Source organism: Deltaproteobacteria bacterium (assembly GCA_029210625.1).
Taxonomy (GTDB): domain Bacteria; phylum Myxococcota; class Myxococcia; order SLRQ01; family SLRQ01; genus JARGFU01.
Genome location: JARGFU010000012.1, coordinates 148486 through 161763, shown reverse-complemented (window position 1 = coordinate 161763; position 13278 = coordinate 148486). Strand labels below are relative to the sequence as shown.

The following is a 13278-nucleotide window of genomic DNA, read 5'->3' as shown; positions in this document are numbered from 1 at the left end:
CGAGGTCCCATCCTAGTCCAGGGGCTCACATGCAAGCGAGTCGAGATGGTGCGATCCAGCTGTGGCGAAGCGTCCTCGAACGGTGCGATGCGTCAAAGCTGATCGTCGCTCACCTCGCGGGGACGAGCGCGGAGCGCAGGCCCCGCATCCTCTCCCTCGGGAAGGCGGCGGGCGCGCTCCTCTGCGGCGCCGCCGAGGTCCTGCCCGGCGCCCGGGAGGGGGCGCTGGTGGTGCAGACCGCCGACGCGCCCGAGCTGCCGGGGGTCGAGTGCCTCGCCGGTGATCACCCGGTGGCGGGGGAGGCGTCGCTGCGGGCCGGGCGCCGGGTCCTCGAGTGGGTGGAGGCCGCGCAGGAGGAGGACGCCGAGGTCTGGGTCCTCCTCTCCGGGGGCGCCTCGGCGCTCGTGGAGCTGCCGCGCCCCGGACCCACCCTCGCCGAGCTGCAGCAGGTCCAGCAGCGCCTGCTCACCGCCGGGGTCGACATCGATCTGCAGAACGCGGTTCGGGCCCGCCTCTCCCAGCTCAAGGGCGGGGGCCTGGCCGAGTGGCTGGGCGACTCGCTGAAGCGCCTGCTGGTGCTGGTGGACATCCCCGCCGGCACCCCCGAGCTCGTCGGCTCCGGGCTCTGCTCCCCGCTGCCGCCCTGGCCGGGCGGGCTGGCCGCGGAGCTCGAGCGGCGGGGGCTGCTGACCGAGCTGCCCGACATCGTCCAGCTGATCCTGCGGGAGGCCCGGAGCGAGGCGCCGGAGGCGACGGTCTGGCCCGAGGTCCTGGCCACCCCCCGGACGATGGTCGAGCTGGCCACCCACGATCTCCTGGCGGCCGGCGTGCGCATCGCGCCGGCCTCCGGTGCGCGAGCGCACCTCGAGGGCCGGGAGCTGGCCGACGAGCTGGTGGCGCACCTCCAGACCGGCGAGGGCGCGCTGATCGTGGCCGGCGAGGCCTCCTGCGATCGCGGCAGCCCGGGGCCGGCGAGCGAGGCGCGGGGCGGCCGGGCGGCCCACCTCGCCCTGGAGGTGCTCGACCGCATGGCGGGGGTGGAGCGCGAGTGGGTCTTCCTCGCCGGCGCCAGCGACCTGAAGGACGGCTCGGGGGAGGGAGGGGCGGTGGTCGCCGCCGGGCACCCCGCGAGCGCCGAGGAGCGCCGGGCCGCCCTGGAGGGTTGGTCCAGCGCCGACTTCCACCGGCGCTTCGGCTCGGCCCTCCCCGGGGGGGCGCCGCGCACCAACCTCTGCGATCTCTACCTGGCGTGGTGTTAGTCCGCGCTTCGCGCTATGGCGGGCTGCGATGAGTGATGGCAGGCGCAGCTTCCGGATCGTCTTCATGGGCACCCCCGACTTCGCGGTGCCTCCCCTGGTGCGGATGGCCGACGGCCCCGACGAGGTCGTGGCGGTGGTCACCCAGCCCGATCGCGCGCGGGGGAGGGGCCAGAAGGTCACGATCTCCCCGGTGAAGGCCGCCGCCCTCGAGCGGGGCATCGAGGTGCTGCAGCCCGAGCGGATCAAGGGCAAGCGGGGCGCCGAGTTCCGCGCGCGGATGGAGGCGCTGGCCCCCGAGCTGATCGTGGTGGCCGCCTACGGCAAGATCCTGCCGGTGTCGCTCCTCGAGCTGCCCACCCTCGACTGCATCAACGTCCACGCCTCCCTCCTGCCGCGCTGGCGCGGCGCCAGCCCGCTCCACCACGCCCTGCTGGCCGGGGACACCGAGAGCGGGGTCTCGATCATGCGGATGGAGGAGGGCCTCGACACCGGCCCGGTCTTCCTGAAGCGGGCCATCCCCGTCGGGGAGGAGACCGACTGCGCCGACCTCCACGACCGGCTGGCCGATCTGGGGGCCGAGGCCCTGATGGAGGCCCTCGAGCTCTTCCGGGCCGGGCCCGTGGAGCCCGAGGCGCAGGACGACGCGCTCGCCACCTACGCCCCGATGCTGGACAAGAAGGACGGCTGCCTCGACTTCGGCGCGAGCGCCCTCGAGCTCGCCCGGCGGGTGCGGGCCCTCCACCCCTGGCCGGGCACCTACACCGGCTGCCGGGGCAAGCTGCTCAAGGTGCTCGCCGCGAAGGCCCTCGCGACGCCCTCCGGCGCCGCGCCGGGCACGGTGACCGCCGCCACCGACGCGGGCATCGACGTCGCCTGCGGGGAGGGCACCCTGCGCCTCTCGCGGGTGCAGCTCGCCGGCAAGCGGGTCATGGACGCCGCGGACCTCGTGAACGGACGGGGCGTCGAGGCGGGCGATCTCCTCTCCGACCCGGACGCGTCATGATCGCCCGGCGGATCGCCCTCGAGGTGCTCGAGCGGGTGGAGGAGGGTGGCGCCTTCGCCAACGCCGCCCTCAACGCGGCCCTCGAGCGCGCGGGCGTGATCGACCCCCGCGAGCGGGCGCTGGCCACCGAGCTGGCCTACGGCACCCTGCGCCAGACCCTCGCCCTCGACTGGCGCATCGCGCAGGTCTCGACCCGCCCGCTGGAGGAGCTCGAGCCGCGGGTGCGCCTGCTCCTGCGCCTCGGGGCGTACCAGCTCTTCCACCTGCGGATCCCCGATCACGCGGCGGTGAGCGAGACGGTGGCCCAGGCGCACGCCCTCCACCTCGAGCGGGCGACGGGCTTCATCAACGCCGTCCTGCGGGCGCTGATCCGCCTGCGGGAGGAGGCGCTCGCGCCGCCCCTCGCCGTCGATCCCGCGACCCACCTCCTGATCGAGCAGGGGCTGCCCCCCTGGCTCTTCGAGGCCTGGCGGGAGGCCCTGCCGGTGGAGGAGCTCGCCGCGCTGGCCGCGACGATCCAGCAGCCCGCGCCCCTGACCCTGCGGGCCGCCTCGCCCGAGGCCCGGGAGGCGGCGCTGGCCCACCTCGTCGAGGCCGGGCTCGCCGCGCGCCCCACGCCCCGCAGCCCGCTGGGGATCCTCCTCGAGGGCGCCGGCACCCCCGAGAAGCTCCCGGGCTGGGACGAGCTCGGCCTTCAGTCCCAGGACGAGGGTGCGCAGCTCGCCACCCTCTTCGCCCTGGCGGAGGGCCCGACTCCCCTGACGCCCGGGATCGTCCTCGATCCCTGCGCGGCGCCGGGGGGCAAGACCGCCCACCTGGCCCAGGCCCTGCCCGACGCCCGGATCTTCGCCAGTGATCTCCACGCCTCCCGGGCCCGGCGCCTCTCCCGGGAGATCGCGCGGCTGGGCCTCGGCGAGCGGGTGGAGATTCACGCCGCCGACGCCACCCTGCCGATGCCCTACCTGGACGAGGCCGGGGTGCAGGCGGATCTGCTGGTGCTGGACGCCCCCTGCAGCGGGCTGGGGACCCTGCGCAGCCACCCCGAGATCAAGCTGCGCCGGGGTCCCGAGGACGTCACCCGCCTGGCGGGACTTCAAGAGAGGCTGCTCACCTCGCTGGCCCCCCGGGTCGCACCAGGGGGCCGCCTGGTCTTCATCGTCTGCACCTGGACGAAGGAGGAGACCCTGCAGCAGATCGAGTACTTCGAGGAGGAGCACCCCGAGTTCGAGCGGGAGCCCGTCGTCGAGCCCGGCGCTGCCCTCGAGGGTCTCGTGGACGAGGAGCATCTCTTCGCGACGTGGCCGCATCGGGACAACGTCGATGGCTTCTTCGGGGTGCGTTGGCGGCGGCGCTAGACGACTCCAACGCCGTCCACGTCCACGTACACGTGCACGTCCACGGCCTTTCCTCGGGCACGAGGGAGGCGCCGACGGGCTCCGGGGAGAACCCGTGTACGTGCACGTGTACGTGTACGTGTACGAGGTCGCCGAGAACCTGTTATCTACGCGTTCATGCCCGTGAGACCCGACGAATCCCGACCCGCCATCGCCCCCTCGATCCTCTCGGCCGACTTCGCCCGCCTGGGCGAGGAGATCACCGCGGTCGAGGAGGCCGGCGCCGACCTGATCCACGTGGACGTGATGGACGGGCACTTCGTCCCGAACCTGACCATCGGCGCCCCGGTGGTCGAGGCCCTGCGCCAGACGACGAAGCTGCCCCTGGATGTGCACCTGATGATCGAGCAGCCGCAAGCGTTCGTGGACGACTTCGCGGCGGCCGGGGCCGACGTGCTGACGGTCCACGCCGAGGCCTGCGTCCACCTCCACCGGGTGCTGCAGCAGATCCGGGAGGCGGGGATGAAGCCCTCGGTGTCGCTGAACCCCCACACGCCCCTGAACGTGCTCGATCACGTCCTGGAGGAGGTCGAGATGGTCCTCCTGATGAGCGTGAACCCCGGCTTCGGGGGGCAGAGCTTCATTCCGCAGGTCCTCCCCAAGATCGAGGCCCTGGCGAATACCGTCCAGAAGCGCGGACTTCGCGTTGACATCGAGGTGGACGGGGGAGTAAAGGTCCCGAACTTCGCGTCCGTGGCGAATGCCGGAGCGACGGTCCTGGTTGCAGGATCGGCGATCTTCGGGGCCGATTCCTACGAAGAGGTCATCGCGGCGATGCGGCGCGAGGCAGCGAAATAGAACGAAAATCGGGAAGTGGCTCAGCCTGGTAGAGCACCTGCTTCGGGTGCAGGGGGTCGCTGGTTCGAATCCAGTCTTCCCGACCAAGGGGCCGGAAGGTGAAAGCCTTCCGGCCCTTTCTTTTGGGCCTCGCCGTAGCAAGGGTGAAGCAAATCGCTCGCTTTCTTGCGGCTCGAGCCGGCTTGCCGGCCATCGGGCCGGACGACTACGATCGTCCCCATGGAGTTCGAAGAGGCCATGCGGATTCTCGCCGCGCTCGAGCGAGAAGAGGTCGATTACGTGCTGGTCGGTGCGATGGCCATGGCCGCTCAGGGCCTGGTGAGGGCGACCCGGGACCTGGATCTCTTCGTCGATCCAGCAGCAGAGAACGTGGAGAGGCTGCGGAAGGCCCTCCAGCAGGTCTTCCCACAGGATGAGAGCATCCGGGAGATTCGGGCCGAGGACCTGGCGGGAGACTATCCGGCGATCCAGTACGTCCCGCCCCATGGACTCTACGGTATCGATATCCTCTCCCGTCTGGGTGAGGCCTTCTCCTTCGAGGACATCGAATGGGAAGAGCGGAGGGTCGGGGAGACGAAGATCAGGGTCGCCACACCCGGGATGTTGATCCGGATGAAGCGAGACACCGTTCGGCCGCAGGATGGCATCGACGCGCGTGCGTTGCGCGAGCGCTTCGGCCTGAAGGAGGAGTGATGGCGGTTCGCCGGTACCGGGATGCCTCCGAGCTGCCGGAGATGGAGCCGCGAGAGCCCGGAAACCCCGAGAACTTTCGCCTCGCCTGTGAGTGGAGCCGGCTGGCGGTCACGCTTGCTGGCATTCGCCTGATTCCCGGCGTCAGACGCTACGCGTCGCACGAGGACTTGCGGGACGCGCGGGTCGAGCGCGACCAGGCTCGCTGAACGGGCCGCGGAAGGGATCCTCGTCCAGGCTGGCATCGCTCATCCCGCCGCGTACTTCTGGCGCAGGGACTCGAGGTGTTCGCGGGTATCCACCAAGCGCGCCTCGCCGCGCTCCTCCTCGGACAGCGCCAGGGCCTCTCGGAACACCTTCTCTGCACCAGGGCTCATGATGACATCCTGCCCCGGGCCCCTGACATCCGTCTCGCTGCGCCTTGCCTTCCTCCGCCGACGGTGGAGGTGCCGTCAGGAGGACTCCCGGCGGATGCGCTGGATGATCTGATCGAGGGCGCCGAGGAAGGCAGATCGGTCCTTCTTGTCCAGGGGTGGGGGACCTCCGCCGACGGCGCCCGACTCCCGCAGGGTCTGCATCAACTCCCGGGTCGCCAGGGCGTCTCCGATGGAGTCCTCGGTGAAGGGCTTGCCCCGCGGCCCGAGCACGGCGGCCCCCCGCTCGAGGCAGCGGGCCGCGAGGGGGATGTCGGCGGTGATGCAGATGTCACCCTCGCCGATGTTCTCGGCGATCCAGTCATCCGCGGCGTCGAAGCCCGACCCCACCGACACGTTGCGTACCCGGCCGCCTGCCGCCGGCACGTGCATGGGTGTGTTGCTGACGACGAAGACCTTCAGCTGGCAGCGGTCGGCCACCCGATAGATCTCGGGTTTCACCGGGCAGGCATCTGCATCCACATAGAGGTCGAGCATGACCTGCCAGTATCACGGAGCGCGCGCCCTGAGGGTCGGCCGCGGGGAGGCCGCGGGCTCGAGCCGGTCTTTCGTCCGGAAGGCTAGGTGCGCCGCAGCCGGCCGCCGAGGCCGGCGAAGAAGCCGACCTCCACGCTCTCGTCGAATGAGAAGGCGCGCATGCCGAGCTGGGCCTCCAGCGGGCCGACCGCCAGGTCGAGGCCGAGGTCGAGGCGGGCGTCGATGCCCTCCTCTCCGAAGAAGACGGCCGGGCGCAGGTAGAGGGCGTGGCCGCGGTTGCGGCGGGGGACGAAGAGCACCCGGTAGGGGACGGCGAGCTCCAGGCCCGTGCGGGTCTCGAGCTCGGAGGCGGTCCGGCGCAGGCCGAGGGCGAAGGCGGCCTCGATGTGCATCTTCGGGGGAGGCCGGAGCAGGAGCGCGCCCGAGAGGGTGTAGAAGCGGCCGGGGACGGCGCGCTCGGCGTTCGCCTCGAGGCCCACCGGACCCAGGGTCGAGGTGGTGGTGAGTCCGAGGGTGACGTCCGACCCGCCGGTGTAGAGGCTGTGCAGGCGCAGGCTGGCGCCGGGTGCCCTCCACGCCTCCTTCGCCTCGGGGGTCGGCGGCCCATCGACGGCGTAGATGACGATCGGGGCCGCCGCCACCGCGATCACGGCGACCAGCAGCGCGGCCTCGCCGCCGCCGGAGCCGCCGCAGCTGCCGACCTTCAGGCCGGAGAGGTTCAGGCCGCCGCCGCTCGGGGCGCTGGCCGGCCGGGGCTTGCGGGGAGACGCCACCGGCTCTTCGCAGGGCGCGGTGCCCTCCTCGCACACCTGTGACTCCGGAGCCCGCACCAGGGGCGGCGTCGGCTCGCCCTCTTCGGGCTCCGCGGCGCCGGGATCCACCCCCTGGCTCGCCTCGAAGGGAACGAATCCGGGCGCTTGCGGACCGTCGGCGAGGGCCGGGAGCGGTCCGAGGAGCAGCACGAGCGCGGTCAGGAGGGGTCTCACGCCCCGTACCCATTGCGAGGAGTGTGCCGAAGATCACACCGGCCCGTCGACCTGCTCGCGCCCCGGCCGGCGGGGAACACCGGCGCGCCCCTGGAGTAGGATGCGCGGAGTCATGCACTGGAAGTCCCTCACCGCCGCGATCGAGCGCTCGTCCACCCCCCGGGGCCGGGAGGTCTCGGGCCTCTTCGCCGTCGAGGGCTTCCGCCTGATCGAGCGGGCCCTCGCCGCGGGGCTCGCGATCGAGAGCGCGGTCTTCGGTGCGTCCCTGACCTCCCGCGAGGACGAGCGCGCGCGTCGGCTCCTCGAGCGGCTGGAGGCCGCCGGCGTCGAGCTCGTCGAGGCACCGGACGAGGCGCTGCTGAAAGCGACGGGCGGCCGGGAGACCGGCGCGCTGGCGGCGCTGATCCGCCTGCCCGGACCCCGGGAGCTCCGGGAGGTGCTCCCCGCGGCCGGCCCCTGCCGCGTCCTCGTCGCCGTCGGCGTCGACGATCCCGGCAACCTCGGCGCGCTCGCCCGGACGGCGCTGGCTGGCGGGGCGGACGCCTTCGTCATCACCGGCGTGGGGGATCCCTACCACCCGCGGGCGGTGCGGATCTCCCGGGGCAGCCTCTTTCGCATCCCGGTGATCCGCTTCGACGCCCCGGAGCAGCTGCTCGAGGCGCTCGAGGCCAGCGAGGTCGAGACCCTGGCGGCGGTCACCACCGGGGGCCGTCCCCTCGACGAGGTCGTGCCCCCCGCGGACGCGCGCTGGGCGATCTGCATGGGCTCGGAGGCCTTCGGCCTCCCGGAGACCCTGGTCCCGTCGATGGACCACGCGGTCTCGATCCCGATGGCCGAGGGGGTCGACTCCTACTCGGTGCACGCCGCGGCGGCGATCCTGCTCTACGCCCTGCGCGCACGGTAGACTGGTGATCATGAGCGCGTCGTGGCTCGAGCGCCTCGGGGAGATGTGGGTGATCGAGTCGAGCCGGCCCAAGCCCTGGAGCGAGACCTGCACGGTGCGGATCGAGGACGCCTTCTACCGGATCGACGAGGTCCAGGAGCGGGTGGACCGCGACTACCCGCACCGCTACTGCCTGGTCCCCATCGAGTCCTCCTGGCTGGTGCGCCGGGTGGAGGACTGGCCCGATCAGTCCGAGGGCTCCACGCCCGACTGAGCGAACGCCGCGTCGAGGGTGCGCTGGAGGAGCGGGCCGTCGCGCCGCTCCACCTCGAGGGTGAGGGCCACCATCGGCGAGGGGGCGTCGACCACCAGGAGACCGGGGCCGCTCGCGATCTGCCGCGGCGGGCCGCCCCGCTCGTGGGGCGCCTGGGCTCGCATGGCCGCGAGGGGCGCGTAGCTTTCGCCCCCGGGGAGCAGGCCCAGGTGGCGGTTGACGCCGCTGGGCGCCCAGAGCGCCAGGATCCGGGCGGGGGTGCCCTCGGCCGCCTCCCAGCCCAGGGTCTCGGGGGTGCTCTCGTCCACCTGGACGCGGACACCCGGAGGGGCGGCGGCCTCGAGGGCCTGCACGAGCTTCGCGACCTGGTCTTCGAAGGTCATGGGCGGGATCTCCGGTGCCCGGGCGTCCGGCCGGGGGGTGGCCGCGCAGGCCGCCAGCCCGAGGAGCGCGAGGAAGAGGGGGGGGTGGAGGTGCATGCCAGGGACTACCATTACCTTTTGGGCTCCCGGCTGTCTTCCGGGCCCGCCATGACGTAAAGGGGCAGCATGTCGTCCAAGCCCAACACCCCGATCCTCGCCACGAGCCTGCTTCTCACCCTCCTCCTCTCGGCGGCCTGCCCCGCCGAGGAGCCCGACGGGCCCCTCGAGTGCGGAGACACCCGCGGGACCCTGGGGAGCGGCAGCTCGAACATCGTCAACGGCGACGACACCTGGGACCCGACCGTGGTGCCCCTGACCGACGGGCAGGCGCTCGCCGTCGGCGCGATCATGAGCGACACCGGCTGGGGCTGGTCGTCCATCTGCACCGGCACGGTCGTGGCGCCGACCGTGGTGCTGACGGCGGCCCACTGCGTGGTCGATCGCCGCGGCAACGTGCAGGCGGCCAGCACCTTCGGCTTCGGCATCGGAGACAACACCGAGCGCCTGCGCGCCTTCGTCCAGCCCGTCCAGGTGGTGAAGGACCCCTGGTACAACGCCCGCAGCTCCGGGGCGGCCCACGATCAGGCCCTCCTGATCTTCGACACCCCGCTCACGGCGGAGGTGCCCGACCTGGTGCCCATCCCCTTCAACCGGACCGCCATGAACGCCGCCGAGGTGCTGCGCCAGAACGTGCAGGCGGTGGGCTTCGGCTGCATCGACTCCAACTGCGACTTCTACAACAACCTGCGCTACTGGGCGGTGGAGGAGCTCGTCGATCTCACCTCCTTCGACCTCACGATCGACGGCCACGGGGTGGCCGGGGTCTGCTTCGGTGACTCGGGCGGCCCGCTGCTGCGGCACTTCCCCGGCGAGGGCGTGAAGGTCATCGGCACCCTCTCCTACGGCGATCCCGACTGCGGCAACCAGGACCACTACTGCCTCACCGACTCCGAGGCCCACTTCCTCGACGAGTACGCGCCGGGCTGCGGCGCGGTCACCCCCGAGGGCTCCTGCGCCGGCAACAGCACCACCTACTGCGAGAACGATCTGCCGATCACGATCGACTGCAGCGCCACCGACGAGGTCTGCCAGCAGAACGGCGATGGGCTCTTCCGCTGCGTCGATCCCTGCGGCGGCGAGACCTGGCAGGGCCGCTGCGACGGCACGAGCGCCGTCTGGTGCGAGGGCGGCCAGGTGAAGACTCGCCGCTGCGCCGAGTGCGGCCTCTCCTGCGGCCTCGACCAGAACCTCGGCTACACCGTCTGCTTCTAGATGAGCGGCGGGACACCGAGGCTCGAGGACTATCCCATCCGGGTGGAGCAGCCGGTGGCCTGGGGGCAGATGGACGCCCTGGGGCACCTCAACAACACCGTCTACTTCCGCTTCTTCGAGGACGCCCGGATGGCGGCCTTCGAGGCCATCGGCCTGAACGCCCACATGGAGGCGACCGGAGAGGGGCCGATCCTCGCGAAGACCTCCTGCGTCTTCCGGGCGCCCATCACCTGGCCGGACCGGATCACGGTGGGGACCCGGATCGTCGACCTGGGCGAGGATCGCTTCACCATGGAGTACGCGATCTTCTCCGAGGCGAAGGGCCTGGCCGCGATCGGCGACGGCAGGATCGTGCTCCTCGACTACGCCACGGGGGAGAAGGTCGCGGTGCCGCCGGCGATCCGCGAGGCCATCGAGGCCCTCTAGTCGTGCTCCTCGCCCGCGTGGGCGAGGGCGTCCTTCACGATGTGCGCCACGTGGTGGTCGGCGAGGCGGTAGAGGCGCTGGCGGCCCTCGCGCTGCGCCTCCACCAGCCGCGCCTTGCGCAGCTCGGAGAGCTGATGGGAGAGGGCGGTCTGCTCCAGGCCCGTCGCGCGGGCCAGGTCGCCCGCGCTGCGAGGCTCCTCTTCGGCGAGGAGGAGGAGCACCTGCAGGCGGCCGGGGTGGGCCAGGGCCTTGAAGAGCCGGGCGGTCGCCTCGATCTGGTCTTCAGTGGTGCTCAGGGTGGCCTCCGTTCTCCGAGCCGCCGCAGTGGTGCAGCCCGCAGACCTCGCCCCCCACGTCCTCGAACTGCAGGGTGAGGTGGGTGATGCCGAAGTCGTCGCGCAGGCGGCACTCGATGGCCTGCCGCACCCGGGCGGGCTCGGCGCTCTCGGGGAGCACCAGGTGGGCGGTGACGATGGGCTCGGCGCCGGCCAGGCTCCAGACGTGGAGGTCGTGGACCGAGACCACCTCCGGGCTCTCCAGCACCGCCTGCTCCAGGCCCGCGACGTCGAAGCCGTTCGGCGGCAGCTCCAGGAGGATCCGGGTCGAGTCGCGCAGCAGGGTCCAGGTGCCCGCCAGGATCAGCCCGGCGATGAGGAAGCTGACGACCGCGTCGGCGGCGGGGTAGCCGGCCATCACCAGGAGGGCGGCGACGATGGCGCCCACCGAGCCCAGGGCGTCGGCGAGCATGTGGAGGAGCGCGCCGCGAACGTTGAGGTTGTCGCGGCCGGAGCGGTAGAGGACCCAGGCGCTCGCGAGGTTGATGAAGAGGCCGGCGGCGCCGACCAGCAGGATCGGCATCCCCGCGAGCTCGGGGGCCCCGGCGTTGATCCGCCGCACGGCCTCCACGCAGATCCAGACGATGAGGACCAGCATGGTCACCGCGTTGAAGAAGCCGCCGAGGACCTCGGCCCGCTGCAGGCCGTAGGTGCGCTGGTGGTTCGCCGCCACCTCGGCCAGGCGGGCGGCGATCAGGGCGATGACGAGCGCCGCCACGTCGCCGAGCATGTGGGCGGCGTCCGAGAGCAGGGCCAGGGAGTTGGTCCACAGGCCCACGCCCGCCTCGACCAGCAGGAAGCCGAGGTTCAGCCAGAGCGAGAGCTTCAGGGCCCGGATCGGGGCCGAGCCGTCGTCGTCGTGGGGATGGGCGTGGGTGTGCATCGGGGGGGACTTCTTTATATGAAGCATCCTTCATATTTCATCCCTCGCCCGAGGGCAAGGGGGGCGGAACTTGCGAGATCGGGCTGGAAGGGTGATCCTTTCGGACACCGGGGGCCGAAGAGACCAGCACGACCGGAACTGCATGAAGATCGGCATCATTGGCGGTGGAATGATGGGCGCCAACCTGGGCGCCCTCTGGGCCCGGGCCGGCCACGAGATCCTGCTCTCGTCTCGGCACCCGGAGAGCCTGGAGTCCAAGGTCCGGGAGATGGTCGGCTCTGCTCACGCGGTCACCGTCGAGGAGGCCATGCGCCAGGGCGAGGTGATCTTCCTCGCGGTGCCCTTCGCGGCGGTCGAGGATCTGGGCGAGGCCCACGCCGCCGCGATCGAGGGGAAGGTGATCCTCGACGCCGGTAACGTCTTCCGGCAGCGGGATGGTGACCTGGCCCTGAAGATCAAGCACGACGGCCGCGGCTCGGGCCGCTTCGTCGCCGACTGCTTCCCGGGGGCGATGGTGGTGAAGGCCTACAACACGATCTTCTGGAAGACCCTCCTGATGGAGGCGCACCGCAGCGGGGAGCAGGTGGGGGTGCCGCTGGCCGCGGACCACGAGGAGGCCTTCGCGGTGGCCGAGCAGCTGGTTCGCGACTCGGGCTTCGAGCCCTTCCGGGTGGGCGGCCTCGACCAGGGGGTCCTCCTCGAGCCGGGCAGCGAGGTCTGGAACTCGGAGTTCACGGTCGCCCAGATCCGCGCCTCGCTCGAGCTCGACTGAACGTGGCCCCGCCGCCGCTCCTCTTCGATCTGGACGGAGTGCTCGTGCACTCCTACGAGGTCTGGCGCTCGCTCTGCCGGGCCACGGCCCGCCACTTCGGCGCGCCCCCCATCAGCGACGCGTCCTTCGACGCCGGTTGGGGGCAGGGGCTGGAGGCGGACGTGCTGAGCTGGTTCCCCGGCCGGACGCCCGAGGAGGTCTCGGACTACTACGACGCGCACTTCCTCGAGCACACCGGGGCGATGCGCTACGAGCCCGGCGGGGTCGAGCTCTTCGAGGCCCTCTCCTCCCGGGGGCAGCGCTCCTCGGTGGTCACCAACACGCCGCAGGCGCTGGCCGAGGGGGTGGTGGCCGGCGGCGGCCTGCGCCCGGAGCGGATCGTCGGGGCCCGGCCCGGCGTCGGCTCGAAGCCGGCCCCCGATCTCCTGCTGCTGGCCTGCGAGGCGCTGGGCTGCGACCCCGCCAGCGCCTGGATGATCGGCGACTCGCGCTTCGACGCCGAGGCGGCGGCCGCGGCGGGGATGCGCTTCGCCGGTTTCCGTCGCCCGGGTGACCGGCGCCTGGAGAGCCTCGCCGAGGTCCTCGACCTCGACTAGGGACGCTCCCTAGCGGCCGGCCTCGTCGAGGCGGCGGGCCGCCTCCATCAGCAGGCCGGTCGTGCCCATGCCGATGCGATCCTCGACGAGCACCTCGTCGCTGTCGAAGCTGAACTCGCCGTCGGCCCAGGAGAGGGCGGCGGCCACGGCGTCGATGTCCTGGACCTCGGAGTCCGGCCGCAGGACCCCCCAGCCGTCGAGGCCGGGCATCACGACGTCGCAGACGATCACCTCCGGCCGGGTCCGCAGGGCGTACTGCAGCCCGGCGCTCCCGCCCGTGGCGATCTTCACCGCGTGGCCGGCCTTGGCGAGGGCCTCCCCCAGCAGCCGGGCCACCGCGACGTCGTCATCGATGATCAGGATCGAGGCCACGG

General features: G+C 72.2%; 18 protein-coding genes and 1 tRNA gene. 12 read left to right on the top strand and 7 right to left on the bottom strand.

Annotation, left to right across the window (positions count from 1 at the left end):
* The first annotated feature begins 29 nt into the window (after window positions 1-29).
* The 6 genes from P1V51_13265 to P1V51_13240 all read left to right on the top strand — a co-directional run bounded on the left by P1V51_13265 (window position 30) and on the right by P1V51_13240 (window position 5147).
* Complete coding sequence (locus P1V51_13265; protein ID MDF1564011.1) at window positions 30-1259, top strand: DUF4147 domain-containing protein; 1230 nt, start codon at window positions 30-32, stop codon at window positions 1257-1259.
* Between the two features lie 28 nt (window positions 1260-1287).
* Window positions 1288-2262, top strand: a complete 975-nt coding sequence (gene fmt, locus P1V51_13260; GenBank protein MDF1564010.1) for a methionyl-tRNA formyltransferase — start codon at window positions 1288-1290, stop codon at window positions 2260-2262.
* Window positions 2259-3617 (top strand): transcription antitermination factor NusB, encoded by a 1359-nt coding sequence (locus tag P1V51_13255; protein MDF1564009.1) that lies wholly within the window; start codon window positions 2259-2261, stop codon window positions 3615-3617. The genes fmt and P1V51_13255 overlap by 4 nt, the downstream gene beginning before the upstream one ends.
* A 162-nt stretch (window positions 3618-3779) precedes the next feature.
* Window positions 3780-4454: a ribulose-phosphate 3-epimerase gene (rpe, locus tag P1V51_13250; GenBank protein MDF1564008.1), complete on the top strand. Its 675-nt coding sequence runs from the start codon at window positions 3780-3782 to the stop codon at window positions 4452-4454.
* 9 nt (window positions 4455-4463) lie between these two features.
* Window positions 4464-4540 (top strand) — tRNA-Pro (locus P1V51_13245).
* A 133-nt stretch (window positions 4541-4673) separates the two neighbouring features.
* Window positions 4674-5147 carry a hypothetical protein gene (locus P1V51_13240; protein ID MDF1564007.1) on the top strand — a complete coding sequence of 158 codons (474 nt, stop codon included), beginning with the start codon at window positions 4674-4676 and terminating at the stop codon, window positions 5145-5147.
* A 245-nt stretch (window positions 5148-5392) separates the two neighbouring features.
* Here P1V51_13240 and P1V51_13235 read toward each other — a convergent pair whose 3' ends face one another.
* The 3 genes from P1V51_13235 to P1V51_13225 all read right to left on the bottom strand — a co-directional run bounded on the left by P1V51_13235 (window position 5393) and on the right by P1V51_13225 (window position 7041).
* Window positions 5393-5521, bottom strand: a complete 129-nt coding sequence (locus tag P1V51_13235; GenBank protein MDF1564006.1) for a hypothetical protein — start codon at window positions 5519-5521, stop codon at window positions 5393-5395.
* Between the two features lie 75 nt (window positions 5522-5596).
* Complete coding sequence (locus P1V51_13230; protein ID MDF1564005.1) at window positions 5597-6055, bottom strand: YaiI/YqxD family protein; 459 nt, start codon at window positions 6053-6055, stop codon at window positions 5597-5599.
* Between the two features lie 83 nt (window positions 6056-6138).
* The gene (locus P1V51_13225) at window positions 6139-7041 is read right to left on the bottom strand and encodes a hypothetical protein (protein ID MDF1564004.1); all 903 of its coding nucleotides are present in this window, start codon (window positions 7039-7041) and stop codon (window positions 6139-6141) included.
* 112 nt (window positions 7042-7153) lie between these two features.
* On the opposite strand from P1V51_13225, the gene P1V51_13220 reads away from it, so the two are divergent.
* Entirely contained in the window at window positions 7154-7945 is a 792-nt protein-coding gene (locus P1V51_13220; GenBank protein ID MDF1564003.1) for an RNA methyltransferase, read from the top strand.
* 10 nt (window positions 7946-7955) lie between these two features.
* On the top strand, window positions 7956-8198 hold the full coding sequence (locus tag P1V51_13215; GenBank protein MDF1564002.1) for a hypothetical protein: 243 nt from the start codon (window positions 7956-7958) through the stop codon (window positions 8196-8198).
* Here P1V51_13215 and P1V51_13210 read toward each other — a convergent pair.
* Window positions 8171-8677 carry a hypothetical protein gene (locus P1V51_13210; protein MDF1564001.1) on the bottom strand — a complete coding sequence of 169 codons (507 nt, stop codon included), beginning with the start codon at window positions 8675-8677 and terminating at the stop codon, window positions 8171-8173. The genes P1V51_13215 and P1V51_13210 overlap by 28 nt on opposite strands.
* A 69-nt stretch (window positions 8678-8746) precedes the next feature.
* Between P1V51_13210 and P1V51_13205 the strand changes: the two genes are divergently transcribed.
* Together P1V51_13205 and P1V51_13200 are read left to right on the top strand one after the other, a co-directional pair.
* Window positions 8747-9892, top strand: a complete 1146-nt coding sequence (locus P1V51_13205) for a trypsin-like serine protease (protein MDF1564000.1) — start codon at window positions 8747-8749, stop codon at window positions 9890-9892.
* Window positions 9893-10318 carry a thioesterase family protein gene (locus P1V51_13200; GenBank protein MDF1563999.1) on the top strand — a complete coding sequence of 142 codons (426 nt, stop codon included), beginning with the start codon at window positions 9893-9895 and terminating at the stop codon, window positions 10316-10318.
* Here P1V51_13200 and P1V51_13195 read toward each other — a convergent pair.
* On the bottom strand, window positions 10315-10593 hold the full coding sequence (locus tag P1V51_13195) for a metalloregulator ArsR/SmtB family transcription factor (GenBank protein MDF1563998.1): 279 nt from the start codon (window positions 10591-10593) through the stop codon (window positions 10315-10317). The genes P1V51_13200 and P1V51_13195 overlap by 4 nt on opposite strands.
* 7 nt (window positions 10594-10600) lie before the next feature.
* Entirely contained in the window at window positions 10601-11536 is a 936-nt protein-coding gene (locus P1V51_13190) for a cation diffusion facilitator family transporter (GenBank protein MDF1563997.1), read from the bottom strand.
* Window positions 11537-11678: 142 nt separating this feature from the next.
* Here P1V51_13190 and P1V51_13185 point away from each other — a divergent pair, with 142 nt between their 5' ends.
* Window positions 11679-12308: an NAD(P)-binding domain-containing protein gene (locus tag P1V51_13185; protein ID MDF1563996.1), complete on the top strand. Its 630-nt coding sequence runs from the start codon at window positions 11679-11681 to the stop codon at window positions 12306-12308.
* Between the two features lie 2 nt (window positions 12309-12310).
* Entirely contained in the window at window positions 12311-12904 is a 594-nt protein-coding gene (locus P1V51_13180) for an HAD family hydrolase (protein ID MDF1563995.1), read from the top strand.
* 9 nt (window positions 12905-12913) lie between these two features.
* Here P1V51_13180 and P1V51_13175 read toward each other — a convergent pair whose 3' ends face one another.
* Entirely contained in the window at window positions 12914-13276 is a 363-nt protein-coding gene (locus tag P1V51_13175) for a response regulator (GenBank protein ID MDF1563994.1), read from the bottom strand.
* Between the last annotated feature and the right edge of the window lie 2 nt (window positions 13277-13278).